General features: G+C 61.0%; 15 protein-coding genes. 9 read left to right on the top strand and 6 right to left on the bottom strand.

The window, feature by feature from the left end:
• Positions 1–18: 18 nt before the first annotated feature.
• Positions 19–318: a hypothetical protein gene (locus RMV17_RS19615; RefSeq protein ID WP_034156378.1), complete on the bottom strand. Its 300-nt coding sequence runs from the start codon at positions 316–318 to the stop codon at positions 19–21.
• Positions 319–506: 188 nt separating this feature from the next.
• On the opposite strand from RMV17_RS19615, the gene RMV17_RS19610 reads away from it, so the two are divergent.
• The gene (locus RMV17_RS19610; protein WP_108225718.1) at positions 507–947 is read left to right on the top strand and encodes a carboxymuconolactone decarboxylase family protein; all 441 of its coding nucleotides are present in this window, start codon (positions 507–509) and stop codon (positions 945–947) included.
• 138 nt (positions 948–1,085) lie between these two features.
• Here the strand turns inward: RMV17_RS19610 and RMV17_RS19605 are convergent, their stop codons facing one another.
• The 3 genes from RMV17_RS19605 to RMV17_RS19595 form a co-directional block, all read right to left on the bottom strand.
• Positions 1,086–2,678, bottom strand: a complete 1,593-nt coding sequence (locus tag RMV17_RS19605; protein WP_311881852.1) for a DHA2 family efflux MFS transporter permease subunit — start codon at positions 2,676–2,678, stop codon at positions 1,086–1,088.
• Positions 2,675–3,784 (bottom strand): HlyD family secretion protein, encoded by a 1,110-nt coding sequence (locus RMV17_RS19600; RefSeq protein WP_311881850.1) that lies wholly within the window; start codon positions 3,782–3,784, stop codon positions 2,675–2,677. Before RMV17_RS19600 ends, RMV17_RS19605 begins: the two co-directional genes overlap by 4 nt.
• 96 nt (positions 3,785–3,880) lie before the next feature.
• The gene (locus tag RMV17_RS19595) at positions 3,881–4,645 is read right to left on the bottom strand and encodes a helix-turn-helix transcriptional regulator (protein WP_311881848.1); all 765 of its coding nucleotides are present in this window, start codon (positions 4,643–4,645) and stop codon (positions 3,881–3,883) included.
• 98 nt (positions 4,646–4,743) lie between these two features.
• Between RMV17_RS19595 and RMV17_RS19590 the strand changes: the two genes are divergently transcribed.
• The 7 genes from RMV17_RS19590 to RMV17_RS19560 all read left to right on the top strand — a co-directional run bounded on the left by RMV17_RS19590 (position 4,744) and on the right by RMV17_RS19560 (position 17,006).
• A complete protein-coding gene (locus RMV17_RS19590; protein ID WP_311881846.1) occupies positions 4,744–5,877 on the top strand; it encodes an MFS transporter in 1,134 nt (377 codons plus the stop codon).
• A gap of 108 nt (positions 5,878–5,985) precedes the next feature.
• A complete protein-coding gene (locus RMV17_RS19585; protein WP_311881844.1) occupies positions 5,986–7,713 on the top strand; it encodes a ShlB/FhaC/HecB family hemolysin secretion/activation protein in 1,728 nt (575 codons plus the stop codon).
• A gap of 97 nt (positions 7,714–7,810) precedes the next feature.
• The gene (locus tag RMV17_RS19580) at positions 7,811–12,280 is read left to right on the top strand and encodes a hemagglutinin repeat-containing protein (protein ID WP_311881842.1); all 4,470 of its coding nucleotides are present in this window, start codon (positions 7,811–7,813) and stop codon (positions 12,278–12,280) included.
• 203 nt (positions 12,281–12,483) lie between these two features.
• Positions 12,484–12,861 carry a c-type cytochrome gene (locus tag RMV17_RS19575; RefSeq protein ID WP_311881840.1) on the top strand — a complete coding sequence of 126 codons (378 nt, stop codon included), beginning with the start codon at positions 12,484–12,486 and terminating at the stop codon, positions 12,859–12,861.
• A 104-nt stretch (positions 12,862–12,965) separates the two neighbouring features.
• Entirely contained in the window at positions 12,966–13,457 is a 492-nt protein-coding gene (locus RMV17_RS19570; RefSeq protein WP_311881838.1) for a sigma-70 family RNA polymerase sigma factor, read from the top strand.
• A gap of 40 nt (positions 13,458–13,497) precedes the next feature.
• Complete coding sequence (locus RMV17_RS19565; RefSeq protein WP_311881836.1) at positions 13,498–14,481, top strand: FecR family protein; 984 nt, start codon at positions 13,498–13,500, stop codon at positions 14,479–14,481.
• 98 nt (positions 14,482–14,579) lie between these two features.
• Complete coding sequence (locus tag RMV17_RS19560) at positions 14,580–17,006, top strand: TonB-dependent siderophore receptor (protein WP_311881834.1); 2,427 nt, start codon at positions 14,580–14,582, stop codon at positions 17,004–17,006.
• A gap of 85 nt (positions 17,007–17,091) precedes the next feature.
• Here RMV17_RS19560 and RMV17_RS19555 read toward each other — a convergent pair whose 3' ends face one another.
• Entirely contained in the window at positions 17,092–18,243 is a 1,152-nt protein-coding gene (locus RMV17_RS19555) for an MFS transporter (RefSeq protein WP_108225707.1), read from the bottom strand.
• Between the two features lie 284 nt (positions 18,244–18,527).
• Between RMV17_RS19555 and RMV17_RS19550 the strand changes: the two genes are divergently transcribed.
• On the top strand, positions 18,528–19,511 hold the full coding sequence (locus tag RMV17_RS19550; protein WP_311881829.1) for a diaminopimelate epimerase: 984 nt from the start codon (positions 18,528–18,530) through the stop codon (positions 19,509–19,511).
• Positions 19,512–19,595: 84 nt separating this feature from the next.
• Here RMV17_RS19550 and RMV17_RS19545 read toward each other — a convergent pair whose 3' ends face one another.
• A complete protein-coding gene (locus RMV17_RS19545; protein ID WP_311881827.1) occupies positions 19,596–20,702 on the bottom strand; it encodes a T6SS immunity protein Tli4 family protein in 1,107 nt (368 codons plus the stop codon).
• Positions 20,703–20,734 lie beyond the last annotated feature (32 nt).

Below are 20,734 nucleotides of genomic sequence, written 5' to 3'. Positions count from 1 at the left end.
CGGATGGCTCTTGTTCGTTCAGCCGCCAGTGCCACCGCCCGCACCGCCAGTCCCGCCACCCGCCGAACCGGTGCCGCCGCCCGCCCCGGAACCGGAACCGCTGGCGCCACCATTGGTGCCAGTTCCGGAACCTGTGCCCGAGGAACCGCTACCGCCAGAAGGCGCGCCGGGCGTGTTGTCCGGTGGCATGGTCGTGCTGGTCGCTCCACCGGATTTGGTGCCGGTGGCGTCAGCGCCATCATTGGCGGCGAAGCTGGCGGCCGATGCCGTAGCCAGCAGGCCGGCGAGCAATAACGAGGTGAGTTTGCGCGTGATCATGATCCGTCTCCAGAAAGGGCATGTACCTGATATTGGTCTGACGCGCAGAACCCTTGGTGCCGAGTGGCTGACGAGCGGTCAGCTGTGAAAACCGAAGTGGCCTCCTGATCTTCTGGAATATTGGCTATTTGCCGAACCCGGTGCGGGGACTAACGTAGCCACACATTCACTTGCTGCCCGGAGCTACCATGCAACCTCGTACCGATTTCTACACTGCTTCCCCAGATGCCCTGAAAGCGATGATCGCGCTGGAAACCGCCGTATCCAAACTGCCGCTGGAAAAAAACCTGATCGAATTGGTCAAGCTGCGCGCCTCGCAAATCAACGGCTGCGCCTTTTGCATCGACATGCACACCACCGATGCGATCAAGGGCGGTGAAACCCCGCGCCGCTTGTTCGCGGTGACTGCATGGCGTGAAGCGCCGTTCTTCAGCGACCGCGAACGCGCCGCGCTGTTGTGGACGGAATCGCTGACCCAACTGAGCCTGACCCACGCGCCGGACGAGGACTACGACGTGGTCGCTGCGCAGTTCACGCCGAAAGAAATGGTCGACCTGACCGTGGCGATCAGCACCATCAACAGCTGGAATCGTCTGGCGGTGGGCTTCCGCAAAACCCCACAAGCTTAAGCCTCAACGCATAACCCCTGTGGGAGCGAGCCTGCTCGCGAAAGCGGAGTGTCAGATAACAACCATGGTGACTGACACGACGCCTTCGCGAGCAGGCTCGCTCCCACAAGGGAAATGGGCATGGCCAGAAAATAGTGATCAATGCCCATCCGCACTCGGCGCCGCCGGTGGTTGCACCTTGCGCATCAAGGGCACCATCGCGGTGGCGATGACGAAACACGCCCCGATCATCAAAAAGGTGTCGCCGTAGGTTTGCGTCTGCGCCTCGCGGTAGGTCAGCAGCCACAACTGGCGCAGGCTGGCGGTGACGCCGACGTCGCTGCTCTGGCCCAGCGTTGCAAGGTTGCCACCGACCTGCGCCAGCCACTGATTCATCGCTTCATTGCTGCTGTTCAAATGCTCGGCCAGCCGCGTGAAGTGCAGGTTGGTGCGGTCATTGAGAATGGTCGCGCACCCCGCAATACCAATCGCACCGCCCAGATTGCGCATCAGGTTGAACAGCCCCGACGCATGCTTCAAACGTGCCGGTGCCAATCCGCCGAGGGTCAGCGTTACCGCTGGCGGTACGGCGAGTTGCTGGGCAATCCCGCGCAACGCTTGCGGCAGCATCAACTCTCCGGCACCCCAGTCGTGGGTGATCGGGCTGAACTCCCACATCGACACCGCAAACAAACCCAGACCGACCATCATGATCCAGCGCAGATCGACGCGATTAGCCAGAAAGGCATACAGCGGAATCGCCATGATCTGGAATACGCCAGTGGAGAAAACCGCCAGACCAATGTCCAGCGCGCTGTAGCCGCGCACCCGGCCGAGAAACAGCGGCGTCAGGTAAATCGTTGCGAACAGGCCGATGCCGGTGACGAACGAGAAGAAGCAGCCGAGGGCGAAATTGCGATCCTTCAAGGCACGCAGATCGACGATCGGATTGGCCACGTGCAAGGTGCGGCCGATGAAGGCCAATCCCGCGAGGCCGCTGATCCACGCCGTGGTCAGAATGGTCTGATCGCTGAACCAGTTCCAGCGCGGGCCTTCTTCGAGGGTGTATTCCAGACAACCGAGAAACAGCGCGAGAAAGACCATGCTCAGGTAGTCCGCGCCTTTGAGCAGGGACAATTCCGGCTGGTCGATTTTCACCAGCATCGGCACCGCCACGGCAACGAAAATCCCCGGCACCAGGTTGATGTAGAACAACCAGTGCCACGAGGAAATATCAGTGATCCAGCCACCGATCACCGGCCCCATTGTCGGCGCCAATGACGCGACCGCACCGATGGTCGCCGCAGCGATCACCCGTTGTTTGCCGGTGAAGAAAAAGAACGCCGTGGTAAACACCAGCGGAATCATCGAACCGCCGAGAAATCCTTGCAGCGCGCGAAAGGCAATCATGCTCTGGATGTTCCAGGCCACGCCGCAGAGCAGGCTGGCGAGGGTGAAACCGACTGCCGAAGCGCAGAACAACCAGCGCGTGGAGACCACGCGCGACAACCAGCCCGACAGCGGAATCACGATGATTTCGGCGATCAGGTAACTGGTCTGCACCCACGCGGTTTCGTCGGTGCCGGCGGACAGTCCGCCACCGATATCGCGCAGCGACGCCGAGACGATCTGGATATCCAGCAGCGCGATGAACATGCCGATGCACATGGTCGCGAAGGCGAATACCTTGGTCGCGGTCGCCATGTCCGCCGCGTTGAATGGCTGTGCAGGAGCGGCGAGGGCGGTGCTCATGGCGCGACGGCCACGGCGCTGGTTTCCGGTTGTGCGCGGGTGTCGACTTCTGCCGTCACCGAGAGGCCCGGGCGCAAGTGACCGAGCACGCCATCAGCCGGGTCGAGGAGGATGCGCACCGGGACACGCTGGACGATTTTGGTGAAGTTACCGGTAGCGTTTTCCGGCGGCAGCACGCTGAACTGGGAACCGGTGGCAGGGGCGAGGCTGTCGAGACGGCCGTGGAATTCCTGACCGGAGAGCACGTCGGCGCGGATGCTCACGCGCTGGCCGGGTTTCATCCGCGCCAATTGGTCTTCCTTGAAATTGGCATCGACCCATAAACCGCTGGCAGGTACCACGGACAATTGTTGCGAACCGGCCTGAGCATAGGCGCCGACCCGTGCGCGACGGTTGCCGATCACGCCGTCGACCGGTGCGCGCAGTTCGGTGTAGCTGAGGTTCAGTTGCGCCAGATCACGCTCGGCTCGGGCTTGTTGAAGGGCGGCGCGGGCCTGTTGTTTCTGGGTGTCGATCACCGCCAGTTGGCGTTGCGCGGCAAGCAGTTCGGCCTGGGCGCGGGCGCTCAAGGCTTGTGCGGTTTTGAAGGTGGCGTCGGCACGTTGTGCGCTTTCCACTGACACGGCATTGGTGGTTACCAAGCGTTTATAACGCGCGTTGTCATCTCGCGAACGCGCGGTTTCTGCGCCGGCGGCATCGATGCCGGCGCGGGCCTGGCCGATCACCGCTTGTTGCAGTTGTTCGGTGGCGTCGAGGTTGGCCAGCAGCGCTTCTTCGGCGGCCACGGCACCTTCGGCCTTGGCGAGGTTGGCGCGATAGTCGCGGGCGTCGAGGCGGATCAACACATCGCCGGCCTTCACATGCTGGTTGTCGCTGACCAGCACTTCGTCGATGTAACCGGCGACTTTCGGCCCGATCACCGTGACATCGCCACCAATATAGGCATCGTCGGTTTCTTCGAGAAAACGCCCGGCGCCCCACCAGTGCACGGCGTACACACCGGCGAAGATCAGCGCGAGCAAACCAGCGCCGGGAAGCAGCAAGCGTTTAAGCAGGGGCGGCTTGGTCTTTACCACAACAGGTTCGAGGTTGGGCATGCTGGTCATGGCGGATTACCTGGGTAAACGGGTAGTTATTACGGTTGTAATATGACGCAGGTAATATTTAGTCGCAAATGATTTCTGACGCCGATCGTCAGTTGTTCATTTGAGCCAGTGGCCCGGTGTGCTGCCGGTCATGGATTTGAAGAAGGCGATGAAGGCGCTGTCGCTGGCAAAACCCGTTTCAAAAGCGCAGTAACTCAGGCTGCGTCCGGTGGCGAGCAATTCCATCGCGCGCATCAAGCGCCACTGCTGGCGCCATTGCTGATAACTCATGCCGGTTTCGCGCTGGAAGATTCGCCCGATGGTGCGACTGCTGGCGCCGATCTGCTGCTCCAGCACTTGCAGTTCCGGTGGCAGTCGATCCGGCGTTTTCAGCAGCGGCGCCAGGCGCTTGTCCTGAGGTAACGGCAACAGCATCGGTTGCTGCGCCGCGTCAGCGATTTCGTTCAGGCACAGGCCGAGCAGATGGACGAATTTGCCTTGCTGCCAATCGCTGGCGAAATCGGCCAGCGCCATCGGTTCCAGCACCGCACGCAACAACGGGCTGACTTCAATCACGCAGACCTGCTGCGGCAACTCGGCGCACAGTTCGGGGATCAGGTAGATCGAGCGGTAATCGACACTTTGCTGCATCACCGCACGATGGCTGACACCCGGCGGAATCCACGCCGCCCGCGACGGCGGCAGCAGACACAACTGCTGCGCCAGGGTAATCCGCGTGCAGCCTTGTCGCGTGTACAGCAATTGCCCGCGTTGATGACGGTGCAGGCCGGAATTGTGATCACTCAAAGTCGAGGCGATGCCAATCACCGGTGCCTGAAAGCGATCAGCGTCAAAGGTTGCGTGGGCGTCGAGCCAAGCCATGGGTTGTCCGATTTCAGCGATTAGTTGGCAGGGTTCGGATAATACGCCACTCACCGATTCTTAAACTCCTCGGCGATTTATGTGAGGAGTGATGAAGAATGAACAACAGACATTTCCTGTGGCTGGCGATTTCGCTGCTGATGTTTCCGCAGATCGCGCAAACCCTGTACAGCCCTGCGCTCGGTGATATCGGGCGTGTGTTTAACGTTGGCCCGCAAGCCGCCGCGCAGACGTTGTCGGTGTATTTCCTCGCGTTTGCTGTCGGGGTGGTGGTGTGGGGGCGTTTGTGTGATCGCATCGGTCGGCGCCCGGCGATGCTCGCGGGCCTGGCAATCTATGCGATTGCCACGCTTTTAGGCCTGCGGGTCAGCAGTTTCAACGGCTTGTTACTGGCGCAGATGTTGGCGGCATTCGGTGCGGCGGTGGGCTCGGTGGTCACGCAAACCGTGTTGCGCGACCGCTTCAAAGGCGCCGAACTGGCGCAGGTGTTTTCGTTGGTGGGCATTGCGCTGGCGGCCAGTCCGGCGATTGGTTTGTTCAGTGGCGCCGGTCTGGTTCAGGCCTTTGGTTATCGCGGTGTGCTCGGCGCCTTGCTGTTATTGGCCACGCTGCTCTGGTTGTGGAGTGTGTACGCCTTGCCGGAAACCCGAGCGGAACAACCACCGCACGTCTGCCTGTTCGAAACGTCAGGGCGCATGTTGCGTGACCCGGGAATCTGGCGCTCGGCGCTGTGGATCGCGTCATTCAACGTGGCGTTGTTCAGTTATTACAGCCTCGGCCCGTTCATGTTTCAGCGGCTGGAGGTGAACGCCAGTGTGTTCGGTTACAGCGGCGTGATCCTCGCGCTGGGCTCAGGTTTTGGAGCATGGTTCAACCGGCGTTTATTGACAGCCGGGTTCAAGGCATTGCAGTTGATTCGCCTCGCGGGCGGCATCGCGTTGCTCGGTGGCGTGGGCGTGTGGTCGCTGCAGAACAGTGTCGCGTTCGTCCTGCCGATGCTGTTGGTGGTATTGGCGTTCGGCTTGGCGATCCCCAACATTCTCGGTGCGGCGCTGGCCGATTACGCTGATCGATTGGGCACCGCCGGGGCGTTGTTGGGCTTGATGTATTACTTGCTGATCGGCACAGGGCTGATGCTCTCCGGCTGGTCTCAAGCTCTCGGGGAAACCCTGATAGTGTGCAGCGCCGTGGCCTTGCTGCTGACAATAAAGCCAGGCAAAGCAATTGTTTAAGAAATGTAAGCGCTGTAGGAAGCGTCTTGCATTTGTGTAGGAGGGCTCCGACTATCACGATCATTGATGACATGGCATTACGCCATTTTATGATCGCAAGGATGTTGCGTGCCGTATCCGTTTCGCGCTGTTTTCCGTCGTCGTTCCACGCTTTGCCCGCTGTTGTCGGCCGTCGTGTTGAGTGTCTGTGCCTCCTCGATTGACGCGGCCGAACCTGTCGCGCCGGGTCAGGAAGTGCTGCGCCAGCAGCAACAGCAACAGCGCGATCTGCAACAACTGCAACTTGAGCAAAGAAAACGGCAATTGGAGCGCGGCGCGTTCGGCCCGACGCCGATCATCCCGGCCATCCCGCAAACAGTTGCTCCCGATGAACGTTGCTGGCCGTTGAGCGGCACGCGGATCGGCGGCGTTACGCTGATCGACAGCGACAAACTCAACGCGCGGATCAAACCGCTGCTGGCGCCGTGCATGGGCGTCGGCCAGATCAATCATCTGCTCGCGACCATCACCGCGAGCTACGTCGACAAGGGCTACATCGCCAGCCGCCCGTATCTGATCAGCGCACCGGCAGCGGGGCAGTCGCTGGATATCCGTGTTGACGAAGGCTACATCGAGTCCATCGAACTGGCCGATCAAAGTCTGCCGGTTTCGTTGGGTGGCGCGTTCCCGGGAATGCTCGGCGAGCCGTTGAACCTGCGCGATCTGGAACAGGGCCTCGATCAACTGAATCGCCTGCGCTCGATTGATCTGACCGCCGACATCGCCCCCGGTAGCCAGCCCGGCGCCTCGCGGATCATCCTGCGCTCTCGCACCGCCGCGCATTCGCGCTGGGCCTTGAACGCGGGCATCGACAACCTCGGCAGCGCCAGTACCGGACGGGATCGCGACACCGTCAGCCTCAGTCTCGACAGCCCGTTGCAACTCAACGACTTGTTGAGCCTCAGCGCCAGCGACACCCTCAATCAGGGTGACCGCTACAGCCGCAATGCCAGCCTGTATTACGCGATCCCTTACGGCTACTGGACCTACAGCGTGTTCGCCAGCCACGCCGAATATCGCGCGCCGTTCAAACTGCCGAGCGTGACCTTTCACAGCACCGGCATTACCGACCAGGTCAGCCTGCGCGCCGACCGTGTGTTGTGGCGCGACCAGAGCCGTCAGCTCAGCGCCAACCTGCAACTGGCGCACAAGGATGTCGACAGCTATCTGCAAGACGTTCGCCTCGGCATTCAGAGCCCGACCCTGACCGTGGCCGAGGCCGGGCTCAATCTGTTCTGGCTCGACCGCGCGGTGTGGAACCTCGACGTCAATTACGCCCAAGGCCTGCGCTGGTTTGGCGCCGACGACGATTCACAGCAGCAGATCAACAATTTGCCCAAGGCGCAGTTCCGCAAGTACCGAGCCGGCCTCAGCCAATGGCGTAACGGTCAGTTCGGCGCGCAGGCGTGGCAGTGGCAGAGCCAACTCAATTTGCAGTACAGCCCGGACCCGCTGCCAGCGATCGAACAGTTGCTCGGCACCGACGATTCGGCGGTGCGCGGCTACCGGGTCAGCAGTGCCTCCGGCGCCAGCGGCGCGATCTGGCGCAACACCTTGCGCCTGCCGATGCGCATTGAGTGGCCGCTGCAGATCACCCCGCGTGTGGGCCTCGACCACGGCTGGATCAAGGCTGATCACGGCGCGCAGGGCCAACGCCTGAGCGGCGCCAGTGTCGGCCTGAATCTGGGCTGGAAGAATCTGCAAGTCGACGTCGATTACCAGCGTGCCCTCAACACCCCGAACGGTCTGCAGCACGAGCCAGAGACCTGGCTGATGCGCGTGGGCCTGCAAATCTGAACAACGCAGTGAACAAACAGCCGTCGGATCTGAGCGCGTCAGCCACGGCCAAGACTAAACGCGCAACGTGATGCCGTACTCACATGGAGACGTTTTTATGCCAGCACACACCTTTGCATTTCATCTTTCCCCTCGGGGCAAATTGCGCTGGGCGATTGCCAGCCTGTTCTTCGCCGTGCATCTGCCGAGCGCGCTCGCCGGCGGCGTCGTGGTCGCACCAGGACCCGGCGGCACTGCGCAATTGCAGACCCAGGGCGGTGTGCCCATCGTCAACATCGTCGCGCCCAACGGTTCGGGCCTGTCGCACAACCAGTTCCTCGACTACAACGTCGACCGCCAGGGCCTGGTGCTGAACAACGCCTTGCAGGCCGGGCAATCGCAACTGGCCGGGCAACTGGCGGCCAACCCGCAACTGCAAGGGCAGGCGGCGAGCGTGATCCTCAACGAAGTGATCAGTCGCAATCCGTCCGCGATCAATGGCGCGCAGGAAATCTTCGGCCGCGCAGCCGATTACGTGCTGGCCAACCCCAACGGCATCTCGGTCAATGGCGGCAGTTTCATCAACACGCCGAATGCCAATCTGGTGGTCGGTCGTCCGGAGTTGAATGACGGCAAACTGCAAAGTCTGAACAGCCGCGATGCCAGCGGTCAGTTGCAGATTCAGGGCGGTGGCCTGCGCAACGGTGAGGGCTCGATCAACCTCATCGCGCCGCGTATCGACAGCCAGGGCGCGATCACTGCACGCGATCAGTTGAACCTCACGGTGGGACGCAATCAGGTCGATTACGCCAGCGGTCAGGTGAAAGCCGTGGATCCGGCGGGCAACACGTCTGATCAACGCATCGACGCCAGCCTGTTCGGCGCGATGCAGGCCGGGCGAATCAATATTGTCAGCACCGCCGAAGGCGCGGGCGTGCGGGTGGGCGCGGTGCAAGTCGCCGGGCGTGACGGCGTGCAGATTCGCTCGGCCGGTGACTTGAGTGTCAGCGGTGAAGCCGTGGCCAACAGCCTCGACGTGACCCGCGCCGGTATCCGCAGTAGTCAGGGCGACGTCGGCTTGCACAGCGGCAAGGATCTGACGTTGGCCGCTGCCGATGTCAGCGCTCGCGACGTCACCGTAGAGGCCAAACGCAATCTGACCCTGTCGACGGTCGAAAGCCGCAAGCTTCAGGAAAAGCGAGAAAACTGGAGCAACAGCACCATCGGCATCACTTGGGAAACCTACGATCGCACCCAGACCGACAGTGAATCGCGTCAACACGGCAGCCAGATTGTCGCCAGCCGCGACGCCAAGTTGACGTCCGGCAAAGACACCGAACTGAAAGCCGCCAAAGTCGAAGCAGCGAAAAATCTCGACGTGCAAAGCGGCGGCGATCTGCGGCTGACCGCCGCCACTGAAAGCCACACCCAGACTGATCAAGGCAACCACCGCAAGCACCTGTGGAAAGCCGACTGGAACAGCAGCAGCGAAGAACAGCGCAGCGTCACCAGCCAGTTGAAGGCCGGCAACATCGCCCTGCAAACCGCCGCATTATTGCGCTCCGAAGGCGCCGAATTGACCAGCGCCGGCGACTTGCAACTGGCCGGCAAACAAGTGGAAATCAGTACCGCCACACGAACCAATCGCAGCAGCGACAATAGTTACTCCGGTGACCTGGTCGGCGGTGGTTTCTTTGGCAAGACCGGCGATGCCGACAAGGGCAAGACCCAGCATCAGGGCAGCAAAATCAACGCCACCGGCAAACTGATCGTCAAGGCTGACGACGTGCGCATCAGCGGCAGCCAGGTGCGTGGCGGCACCGACGCCAGCGTGATCAGCGACAAGGGTTCGCTGGTGATCGATGGTGTGCAGGACACCTCGCACAGCAACAACCATGACAAGGACAGCAAGTTCTTCGGCATCAGCAAGGACGAGTCGCGGCAGAACAGCCGAGACAGCAGCACCGTGCGCAGCGAACTGGTGTCCGACAGCAACCTCAAGCTCAAAAGCGCCAAGGACATCGAACTGGCGGGTTCGACGGTCAAGGCTGACGGGACGCTGACGGCCGACGCGGCGGGCGACGTCAATGTGCATTCCGCGCAGAACACTCACGACAGCAGCGACACCACGCAAACCCGTGGCTTTGATGCGTACGCCAAGGAGCAAACGCCGGAGCAGTATCGCGCCGGGATTCACTACGAAGACAAACAGCAAACCGTCACCCGCAACGACGTCACCCAGCAAGGCTCCAGCCTCAGCGGTGGCAGCGTGCAGGTGAAGGCGGGCGGTGACGTCACGCTCAAAGGCGCGGAGGTGAAATCCACCGCAGGCGACACGACGTTGAGCGGCAAAAATGTGTCGTTGCTCGCCGAAGCCGACAGCCACAAAACCGCCACCGACACCTCCAGCACTGGCGGCGGTTTCTACTACACCGGCGGCCTCGACCGTGCTGGCAGTGGCGTCGATTTCGCCCACAGCACGGCGCAGGATTCGACCAGCAAATCCACTGCGCAAACCAGCAGTGTGCAGAGCAACGGTAGCCTGACGATCAATGCCGACAAACTCGCTACCGAAGGCGCACAACTCAAGGCTGGCAACGGTCTGAACGTCGCCGCCAACGAGATCGACAACCGCGCGGCCAGCAACAGCGAAAGCAGCACGCACAACGACAGCAACTGGTCGGCGGACATCGGCGCCAACGTCGAGTACAAAGACATCGCCCGGCCAATCGCGGGCGCGGTCAAGGACGTGCTCAACGGCAAGGTGCCGGACAAGGATGCACTGGCCAATCTCGGTCAGCCGAATGTCGGTATCGACGTCGCAGTCGGTCACGGCAGCGCTAGCAAAACCGAGCAAAACAACAACGCTGTGATCAGCCGTTTTGACGGCGGCACGGTCGATGTGAAAACCACTGGCACGCTGCACGACCAAGGCACCCAGTACAACGCCAGCGCCGGCCAAGTGAACATCAGCGCTGACCAACTGCTTGCCGACGCCGCGAGCAACACGCACAACAGCAGCGCGAACGCGGTGGATGCCAAGGTCGATGTGCGCGTCTACACAAAGACCGGTGAAGACGTGAATGTCGCCGGCAGCGGCGCGGGTGGCAGCAGTGCGTCGAGCAAGGACAGTTCCACCGCCGTCGTCGGCGCTTATGCCGGCAGCCAGGGTGTGAACATCAAGATCGGCGGTGATGCGCAGTTCGAAGGCAGCCGTTTCGACGGCGGGCAGGGCGGTGTAAGCATCAAGACTGGCGGTGATCTGGCGCTGAATCAGGCCAGTGACCGTCAGAACAGCAACGACAGCAGCCTGCGCGGCAATGGCTCGCTGACGGTCGGCACCTTGCCGGGTAACGATGGCACCAATGTCGACCTCGGCGCCGGTTTCCAGCTCGATCACACCGGCAAGCAGAGCACTGACACTCAGGCCCATGTGGCGAGCATCAGCGGCAACGGTCCTGTGCAACTCAGCAGCGGCGGCAATCAAGTGCAGCAAGGCACGAAAATCGACAGCGCCGGCGCCATCGATTTGCACGCCGACGGCAAGCTCGATCTGCAAGCGGCCACCGATACGCACACCGCCACCGGCAGTAATCTCGGCGGCGGCTTGAAGGGCGGCGGCAGCAAAACCAGCAGCGAGAAGAGCCGTGATCAGGGCGGCAATCTGAGCGGCAATTTCAATATCGGTCGAGTCAACGAGGATTCGAAAACCCTCAGCGGTGGCCAGCTCAACAGCGAGAACGGCATTGTCCTGAACGGTGATTCGGTTCATCTGCAAGGCACGCAAGTCAGCGCACCGAACGTCAACATCGACGCGCAGAAGGGCGGTTATGTGCAGGAATCGGCGCAGTCCAGCGACAACCGCAATAACTGGAATGTCGCGTTGAACGCCGGCGGCAAACTGAGCAGCAAGACCCCAACGGCAGCCGATGAAAAGGCCAGCAGCGATCATGATTTCAACGCCGGGGCCAAAGTGGGCGTGGATTACCTGCAAGGCGGCACCCAGCAGAATAGTCAGATCAAGGCTGACAGCGTGGTGTTGAACAGCGCCGGTGATGCACAGCTTTCGGGTGCGCAGATCGACGCGAAAACTGTCAGCGGCAAGGTCGCGGGTGATCTGACCGTCGAAAGCCGTCAGGACAGCAGCAACCACGCCAAGGTCGATGTCGATCTGGGCCTGACTGCGAAGAAAAATCCACCGAGCGACAAAGAGAAGCTCGCCGGCACCGACTACAAACCGACGCTGAAAGTGCAGGGTGAGTACGCGCACAAGGACAGCGTTGCGCAGGCGTCCGGTATCAGTGCCAGCCAAGGCTTGAACCTCGCGGTCGACGGCGCAACACAACTGACCGGTGCGCGCATATCGGCGACGCAAGGGAAGGTCGATCTGGGTGGTTCGAAGGTCAGCAGCACTGATCTGAGCAACCGTGACTACGGTGTGAACGCGGGCCTTGATCTGCCGCATAAAGCCGAGGAAAACGCACCGAAGGTTTCCCTGGAAAACGGCAACCTGAAAGTCGGTCCGGTCACCCTCAGCGGGCATCTGGATACCCAGACCCTGCAAGCCGGGATCGACGAAAAAGGCTAAAACCAACGGTAGTGGATGTGCCAGATCTGCCAGCCACCACCGATCCCTGTGGGAGCGAGCTTGCTCGCGAAAGCGTCCGTCCAGTCACTGCAACCAGTGCCTGATGTACCGCCTTCGCGAGCAAGCTCGCTCCCACTTTGTTTTGCGCCAAGCGTTGAATCTCGCGCATCATGCGCGACCTTAAGACGCCATGGAGGCAAACAATGAAAACAGCATTCGTCGCTGTACTCGGGGCTTTGTTGATCGCCCAACCGTCCGTGTCCTTCGCGGACACCAGCAATGGCAAAAATCTCTATTCGCAGCGCTGCGCTGTGTGCCACGGCGCCGATATGAAGGGCACCGGGCCGTTGGCGCATAAAAGCAATCCGCCCACACCTGACCTGACAACGCCCGCGTTCAAAAAACGCCTGAATGAATATCCGGGCGTGATTGTGTCGTCGATCATCCTTCGACCGAACGGCAACCTGATTCCGAAAACGCTAATGGAAAACGGGGTAAAGATACCGCCGCACGCCTGGAGCGTTAAGGATCTGCGCGATCTGCATGACTACATGAGCGGCGTGATTGCGCTAAAACGCTGAGCTTCAGTTGCTGCGCGGACAGTCGGTCGAGGAATCCATTGCTTCGGCTTAATGGTAACCATTACTATTCACGCCCCTTTCCTCAGCACGCCGCCCAAACCCCCATGCGTCCCCGCAGACCCGGCTTTTTCGAGCATTACGAAGAGTTGATCGGCACCTGGACTCGTCGCCTGCGCAATCGCGCGCAGGCCGAGGATCTGGCGCACGACACCTTTGTGCGGGTGCTTGAGTCGGATTCGGCGGCGGTGCAGCAGCCACGGGCGTATTTGCACCAGACCGCGCGCAATATCGCGGTCGACGGTTATCGGCGTGAGGATCGGCGCGGCGCCATGGAGTCGCAGGCCCTCGATCACAGTGAGTCGTCATCCGGCGACCCGGAGCATTACATGCAGGCGATCCAGTTGGCCGACTCCATCGAACGGGCGCTCGCCGAGTTGCCGGTCAATTGCCGGAAGATTTTCGTCTGGCAGAAGATCGAAGGCCTGACCCAAGCGGAAATCGCCGAACGCCTGGGCCTGTCCAAGAACATGGTCGAAAAGTATATGATCCGCACCCTGCGGCATCTGCGTGATCGCCTCGACGGGTTGCAGTCATGAGCCGCCGCAGCTTTTCATCCCCAGCCCAACAGGACATTCCATGATGGATACTCGTGATTGCGCGTGCGGGCAAACAACGGTGCGCGATGATGCGGCTCGCTGGTTTGTGCGTTTGCAGGAGCCGGCCATCGATGCCGACGAGCAGCAGCGCTTCGATGCCTGGCTGAATCAACATCCGCAGCACCGAGACGAATTTCAGTTGCTGCAAGGCTTGTGGTCGGCGGCCGATCTGCTGCCGGCGCCACGCCTCAAAGCCCTTGTTGAAACACCGCCAACCCGCCGCGAACGCCGTCCGATGCTGCGTTATGCCGTGGCCGCGAGTGTGTTGGCGGTGGCGCTCGGGCTGGGCTTGTTCAGTGGCTTGAATCATCCGGGTGGCTACAGCGCCGAATTCGCCACGGCGCTGGGCGAACGCAAACATGTGGCGCTGCCGGACGGTTCGGTGATCGATCTGAACAGCCGCAGCCGTTTGCAGGTGCGCTTTGAAGAGGATCGTCGCGTCATCGAACTGGCAGAAGGCGAAGCGATGTTCAGCGTCGCGCACGACACCTCGCGACCGTTCGTGGTCGAGACCGGCAATGGCAAGGTCACAGTCACCGGCACGCGTTTCGATGTGCGCCGCGATGTCATGCAAACCCGCGTGGCGGTGGAGCAGGGCACGGTGAAAGTGCAGGGGCGCGATGCGCCGGATAATCAATTTATCAAACTGACCTCCGGCCTCGGCACCCACGTCGATGCCCAAGGCCAGGTCGCCGCCGCCTACGCGGTCAACCCGGCAGAACTGACGGCGTGGCGCGGCGGCAAATTGGTGTTCAACAACGCCAGCCTCAGCCAAGTCGCGGCCGAAGTGTCGCGTTATCGTGAGAAGCCGTTGACCGTGACCAACCCGGCCGTGGCCAGTCTGCGCCTGACCAGCGTGTTCAAATCCGACAACACCGACGCTTTGCTCAAAGCCTTGCCGAGCATCCTGCCGGTGGCCGTTCGCACCCTTGCGGATGGCAGTCAGGAAATAATCGCAAAATAAAATTCAGGTTTTTTTCGAGTTCTTCGTCTTCCTGTTCAACTGCAACTGGTTTGCATTAACAGCCGCACACTCTTGCGATCCACAGGACTACGTACGACGTGAAAAACACCCCTGCCAACAACAAAAAATCCCCTTGGCTGCCGCTGGCCCTCGCGCTGGCGGTCAATGCTGCCGTGCCGCTGGCGTTCGCTGGCGAAGCGATCCACATCCGCGCACAGCCACTGGGTCAGGCCCTGAGCGAGCTGGGCCAGCAGACGTCGCTGCAAGTGTTTTTCAGCCCGGACCTGGTCGCCGGCAAACAGGCGCCGGCAGTCGACGGCGATATTTCTCCGGAGCACGCGCTGCGTCAATTGCTGCAGGGCAGCGGTCTGGACTATCAGATCAACGAAGGCTCGGTGACGCTGTCGCCAGCGGTCACTTCTGCTGCCGTCAACGGCCCGCTCGAGTTGGGCGTGACCGACATTAAAGTGGTCGGCGACTGGCTCGGTGATGCCAACGCCGCCGTGGTGCAGAATCACCCCGGCGCGCGCACGGTGATTCGCCGCGAAGCGATGGTCGAACAGGGCGCGATGAACGTCAGCGACGTGCTCAAGCGTGTGCCGGGCGTGCAGGTGCAGGACGCCAACGGCACCGGCGGCAGTGACATTTCCCTCAACGTCGGTGTGCGCGGTCTGACTTCGCGTCTGTCGCCGCGCTCCACCGTGTTGATCGACGGTGTACCGGCGGCGTTCGCCCCGTACGGCCAGCCGCAACTGTCGATGGCGCCGATCTCCTCGGGCAACCTCGACAGCATCGACGTCGTGCGTGGCGCCGGTTCGGTGCGTTACGGGCCGCAGAACGTCGGCGGCGTGATCAATTTCGTCACCCGCGCGATCCCGGAAAAAGCTACCGGTGAAATCGGCACCACCCTGGAAACCACTCAGTACGGTGGCTGGAAACACATCGACACCGCGTTCCTCGGCGGCACTGCCGACAATGGCATGGGCGTGGCGTTGCTGTATTCGGGCGTCAATGGCAACGGTTACCGCGAGCGCAACAACGGCAACGATATCGATGACGTGTTGCTCAAGACCCACTGGGCGCCGACCGATCAGGACGATTTCAGCCTCAACTTCCACTACTACGACGCCACGGCCGACATGCCCGGCGGTCTGACGCAGAAGCAGTACGACGCCAAACCGTACGACTCGGTGCGGGACTACGACCAGTTCACCGGTCGGCGCAAAGACGTGTCGTTCAAGTGGATCCGCCAGATCGACGAGCGCACCCAAGCGGAAATTCTGACGTATTACACCGACAGTTTCCGTGGCAGCACCATCGCCGCTCGCGACCAGAAAACCCTCAGCTCGTACCCGCGTTCGTATTACACGCTGGGCATCGAGCCACGGGTGTCGCGGGTTTTCGATGTCGGCCCGACCACCCAGGAAGTCAGCGTCGGTTATCGCTATCTGAAAGAGGCGATGCACGAATCGTCGAGCCGTGTGGCGCTGGTCAACAACCAGCCGGTGCTCACGCCGACCTCCGACGGCCATGTGTTCCAGGACCGCACCGGTGGCACCGAGGCCAACTCGGTCTACATCGACAACAAGATCGACGTTGGCAACTGGACCATCACCCCGGGCATTCGCTTCGAACACATCAGCACCGACTGGCATGACCGCGCGGTGCTCGATACGGCCGGCAAACCGGTACAGGCGAAAAACCGCAGCATCGAAAGCAACGAACCGTTGCCGGCGCTGAGCGTGATGTATCACCTGTCGGACGCATGGAAACTCTTCGCCAACTACGAAACCTCGTTCGGCAGCCTGCAGTATTTCCAGCTCGGCCAGGGTGGTTCGGGGGATCAGACCGCCAATGGTCTGGAACCGGAAAAGGCCAAGACCTACGAGATCGGCACGCGCTACAACGACGATGTGTGGGGCGGTGAAGTGACGCTGTTCTACATCGACTTCGACGATGAGCTGCAATACATCAGCAACGACGTGGGCTGGACCAACCTCGGCGCGACCAAGCACCAGGGCCTTGAAGCGTCGGTGCATTACGACATGGCAGCGCTGGATCCACGCCTTGATGGTCTGACCGCCAACGCTGGCTTCACCTACACCCGCGCCACTTATGAAGGTGAGATTCCGGGCTTCAAGGGCCGTGATCTGCCGTTCTATTCGCGGCAGGTGGCAACCGTTGGTTTGCGTTACGACATCAATCGCTGGACCTACAACCTCGACGGTTTCGCCCAGTCGAAACAGCACTCGCCGGGCACCGGTGTGAATGCCGACGGCAGTTTCAACGGCAACTACATCACTGACGGCACGGCGGACGGGCAGTACGGCGACATCCCGGGTTACGTGACCTGGAACGTGCGTGGCGGCTATGACTTCGGGCCGCAGGTGTCGAACCTGAAGCTGGGCGCCGGGGTGAAGAACGTCTTCGACAAGCAGTACTTCACCCGCTCCAGCGACAACAACTCGGGGATGTATGTGGGCGCGCCGCGTACGTTCTTTGTGCAGGCCAGCGTTGGTTTCTGATAGACCGCGTTAGCTTCTTCGCGAGCAGGCTCGCTCCCACATGGAGCACTGAAATCCTGTGGGAGCGAGCCTGCTCGCGAAGCTTTTAGACTTTAAGGACTTTACCGCCGATGGCGACGGCGACCAGCAGAACCGCCATCAAGCCAAAGGCAAAACTCAAACTGCTGGCATGCGCCACAAAGCCGATCACCGCCGGCCCAGCCAGAATCCCGGCATAACCCAGCGTGGTAATGGCCGGCACCGCAATGCTTTCCGGCATCACCGTCTGCTTGCCGACCGCCGTGTACAGCACCGGCACGATGTTCGAACAGCCAGCGCCGACCAGCGCGTAACCCACCAGCGCTGCTTCCCAGCTCGGCGCAAACGTCGCTAGAAACAAACCGGCCGCTGCCAGCAGACCGCCAAACAGAATGATCCGCGTGGCACCGACAATCCGCACAATCCGGTCACCCATCAAACGCCCGGCCGTCATGGTCAATGCAAACGCCGCATAACCTAACCCTGCATACGCCGTGTCGATCCCGCGTTCCTGTGCCAGAAACACTGCGCTCCAGTCCAGTGCCGCGCCTTCGGTCAGGAACACGATGAAGCACATCCCGCCGATAAACAGCACGATGCCGTGCGGAATGGCGAATGCCGGGCCCGAGCTTTCACTGCCATAGGGCAACATGTGCGGCACGCACTTGAACAACGCCGCGATCAGCACGACGACCACCACCAGCATGGCGGCCAGTGGTGTCAGACCCAGCCCGAGCAGGGCGCTGACACCCGCCGCGCCGACAATCCCGCCGAGACTGAACAAGCCGTGAAAGCCCGACATCATGTTCTTGCCGCTGGCGCGTTCGACGATCACCGCTTGCAGGTTCACCGTCGAATCCACCGTGCCGAGGCCGGCGCCGAACATGAACAGTGTGGCGATCAGCGCCGGTATCGACGACACCGTGGCCAGTAACGGCAACGCTGCGCAGATCAACATCGTTCCGCCGGTGGCCACCCGCCGACAGCCAAAGCGTGTGGCGAGAATCCCCGCCAGCGGCATCGCCAGAATTGAACCGACCCCCAAGCACAACAACAGCAAGCCCAACGTGCCTTCATCCAGTCCGGCGCGGGCCTTGGCGTACGGCACCAAGGGCGCCCACGCGGCAATGCCGAGCCCGGCGATGAAAAAGGCGATGCGCGTGGACATCTGTTGCAGGCGTCCGGGGACGAAGGTGTCTTGGGGGTTGAGGCTGGTCATATCGATCCTTGGCAAAAAACATCGCGTCCCCGAAGGACAGTGATACGGCAACGAGGTTCGATCGCCGGCCATTCGGGGAAGTACAGGCAACATCCTACCCTGTGGGAACGGAGGCTCACCAATAAGCGGTCATGCACATCTCCCTGTGGGAGCGAGCCTGCTCGCGAAGGCGCAGTGTCAGCTGAAAAATATATTGACTGACACACTGCATTCGCGAGCAGGCTCGCTCCCACAAGGGGTTGCGTTTTACAGTGGCCTTCTTCGGCAACAGGGGACAAACACTGATGACGCAGTTTTACGATGCACGGGGCAATATTTACGGGGTGATTGCGCCGCAGGCACTGCGCGACGCGGGCCTTGCCTTGCCTGCCAGCGCCACCGAATGCGCCTCTTCGCGTCAGTCGTGGAGCGAAGCAGCAATCAAACTTTGCTGCGACTGGCCCGAAGGCCAGCGCCCGGTTAACAGCAAATCCCACCGCAGCGACGGTCTGCTGATCGGTCCGTTCCAGGCGTCGCCGCCGTTCGACGTACTGATCATCAACACCGACGGCACCCTCGCCGAGCGCAGTGGCAATGGCCTGACGATTTTCTCGCAGGCACTGACCGAGCAAGGATTGATGCCGGAGGAGGGTGCGTTGTTGCGCGTGCATCACGACAAGAGTGACGCGGTAGAGACTTCGGTGAAACCGGCTGAAGTCGAAGGCGTTCAGGGTTTCTGGCTTGATTTGGGGCAACCCGATTTCGGGCCTGGCGCAGTGGCTGCGCACAACATGGAAAGCGTCGACTTCAACGGACATGACGTGAGTGAAGTAAAACCACTGGCGACACTCGATCCGGCATGGTCACACAGCCAGTTTGTGCGTATCGGCAATCCGCATTGCGTGACGCTGCTGGATGACAGGGCGGCATTGCCGAGCAATCAAAAGATGCGTGAGTCACCGCTGAACGAAGGGTTGACCGAAATCGCCTACGCGATCCCCGCCGGCGCCGGTGATCCATGCCCGGCAGGCGTCAATCTGCAATGGGCGGTGCTGGAATCACCACAGAAAATCCTCGCCCGTGTGTTCGAACGCGGCGAGGGGCCGACGGCGTCTTCCGGCACCAGCGCCAGTGCCGTGGCCTGCGCGGCCTGGCGTGTGGGGTGGGTGGCGGCCGGTGAAGTGCAGGTGGTGATGCCCGGCGGCACGGCGCCGATCCTGCTTGACGCAGAACATGGTCAATTGCGCGGCGTCAGACTGTTTGGCACCGCGCGACGGATGGCGCACTGAAGCACGGAGAACAACAGCCATGCGGTGACTGAAGCGCCGGTCCCTGGTGGCGGATCGGTGCAGATTCGCTGTTTACAGGAAGAACTATTGCGAGCTGATGCTCTGCGTCAGCTTCAGAAATTTGGGAATCACCGCTTCGGGCGCAGGTGTGAAGTCTTTCAGGCCGTCGGTACCTTTCTGGAACGTGAACATCTGCGCCGCGATCAAAGGACTCGCCAGACCGCCGACATGGGCGATGGCAAACCAGGCGCGATCTTGCTCTTTGGATTCAGGTCGCGGGTCCAGGCGCCAGCCTTCGAGGGTGGTCATGCGCTCGCCGATGTAAAACTTCTCCATGATTTTCGACTTCTTCCAGTTCTGCGCGTCGTAGCCGGGGCGATAGTCGGTGTCGTAGGTTCCACGGGTCGGTTTGGTCGGATCGTTTTGTGAGGTGTTGATCAGGCTCATGATCACGTTGGGTGTACTGGTAAACCGCAAGCTGTTCTTGACGCTGAAACCGGTTTTGCCATCGTCATGGATAAAGCCGTAAGGCATACAGACGCCGGGTCCTTCGGGTACTTGATAGAGGTCGCGGGCTTCGAAGCGGGCGGCGAGATCCTTGATACGTTGCGCGGAGTTTTCGGCGGGTTTGTTCATGTTGAAGTAGAACACCCGGTTGTTGCGCCAGAGCAGGAATTCGTAGGGCGTTTCTTTACTGCCCAGGACATGGGAGTCGGGGATGCCCAGGTCGTGTTCATAGGTTTTGGTCTGTCGTATCTGGTCTTCCAGTTTGCTGATTTCGGATTCCTGGTTTTTGACGATGTCGGCGCTGTATTTCATTCTCTTGATCGTTTCCAGCAGACGCTCGTTGGTTTTGAGATCGTCCTGAAGGATTTTTTTATAGGCTTCGGTTTCGTGAATGATTGCGTTCCGTTGTCGATCAAAGTTTTCGAGTGTAGTGACATCGCTGACTCTGATCGTCATTTCGTCATAGTTGTAGCTGACGTAGTCCCCCACAGCGTGAACGTTCTTCGAAAAAACATGGCCTCCCGCCGATGCAATCTTACTGCGTTCAACCGCGAAGGTTGCCCATTCGAATGATTCTGGCGACTCGAATCTGGTGCGTCCCAGGCATTCTTGAAGGATCGGTTCGGCAAAGACTGACTGGGCGCCAAACAGCAGGCTGGCTAAGGTGCCGACAATTCGGGTCATGAAATGCGCTCATTTCGACGGGACGTTTCGTT

This window comes from Pseudomonas sp. VD-NE ins (assembly GCF_031882575.1).
Taxonomy (GTDB): Bacteria; Pseudomonadota; Gammaproteobacteria; order Pseudomonadales; family Pseudomonadaceae; genus Aquipseudomonas; species Aquipseudomonas fluorescens_BZ.
This window is presented reverse-complemented; position numbering and strand designations above follow the sequence as displayed.

Excerpts from the sequence above, each read along its gene's own strand:
- RMV17_RS19565 (WP_311881836.1), top strand. The coding sequence starts at position 13,498 with ATGATGGATACTCGTGATTGCGCGTGCGGGCAAACAACGGTGCGCGAT.
- RMV17_RS19545 (WP_311881827.1), bottom strand. The coding sequence starts at position 20,702 with ATGACCCGAATTGTCGGCACCTTAGCCAGCCTGCTGTTTGGCGCCCAG.
- RMV17_RS19550 (WP_311881829.1), top strand. The coding sequence starts at position 18,528 with ATGACGCAGTTTTACGATGCACGGGGCAATATTTACGGGGTGATTGCG.
- RMV17_RS19610 (WP_108225718.1), top strand. The coding sequence starts at position 507 with ATGCAACCTCGTACCGATTTCTACACTGCTTCCCCAGATGCCCTGAAA.
- RMV17_RS19555 (WP_108225707.1), bottom strand. The coding sequence starts at position 18,243 with ATGACCAGCCTCAACCCCCAAGACACCTTCGTCCCCGGACGCCTGCAA.
- RMV17_RS19575 (WP_311881840.1), top strand. The coding sequence starts at position 12,484 with ATGAAAACAGCATTCGTCGCTGTACTCGGGGCTTTGTTGATCGCCCAA.
- RMV17_RS19570 (WP_311881838.1), top strand. The coding sequence starts at position 12,966 with ATGCGTCCCCGCAGACCCGGCTTTTTCGAGCATTACGAAGAGTTGATC.
- RMV17_RS19605 (WP_311881852.1), bottom strand. The coding sequence starts at position 2,678 with ATGAGCACCGCCCTCGCCGCTCCTGCACAGCCATTCAACGCGGCGGAC.
- RMV17_RS19595 (WP_311881848.1), bottom strand. The coding sequence starts at position 4,645 with ATGGCTTGGCTCGACGCCCACGCAACCTTTGACGCTGATCGCTTTCAG.
- RMV17_RS19615 (WP_034156378.1), bottom strand. The coding sequence starts at position 318 with ATGATCACGCGCAAACTCACCTCGTTATTGCTCGCCGGCCTGCTGGCT.
- RMV17_RS19580 (WP_311881842.1), top strand. The coding sequence starts at position 7,811 with ATGCCAGCACACACCTTTGCATTTCATCTTTCCCCTCGGGGCAAATTG.
- RMV17_RS19600 (WP_311881850.1), bottom strand. The coding sequence starts at position 3,784 with ATGACCAGCATGCCCAACCTCGAACCTGTTGTGGTAAAGACCAAGCCG.
- RMV17_RS19590 (WP_311881846.1), top strand. The coding sequence starts at position 4,744 with ATGAACAACAGACATTTCCTGTGGCTGGCGATTTCGCTGCTGATGTTT.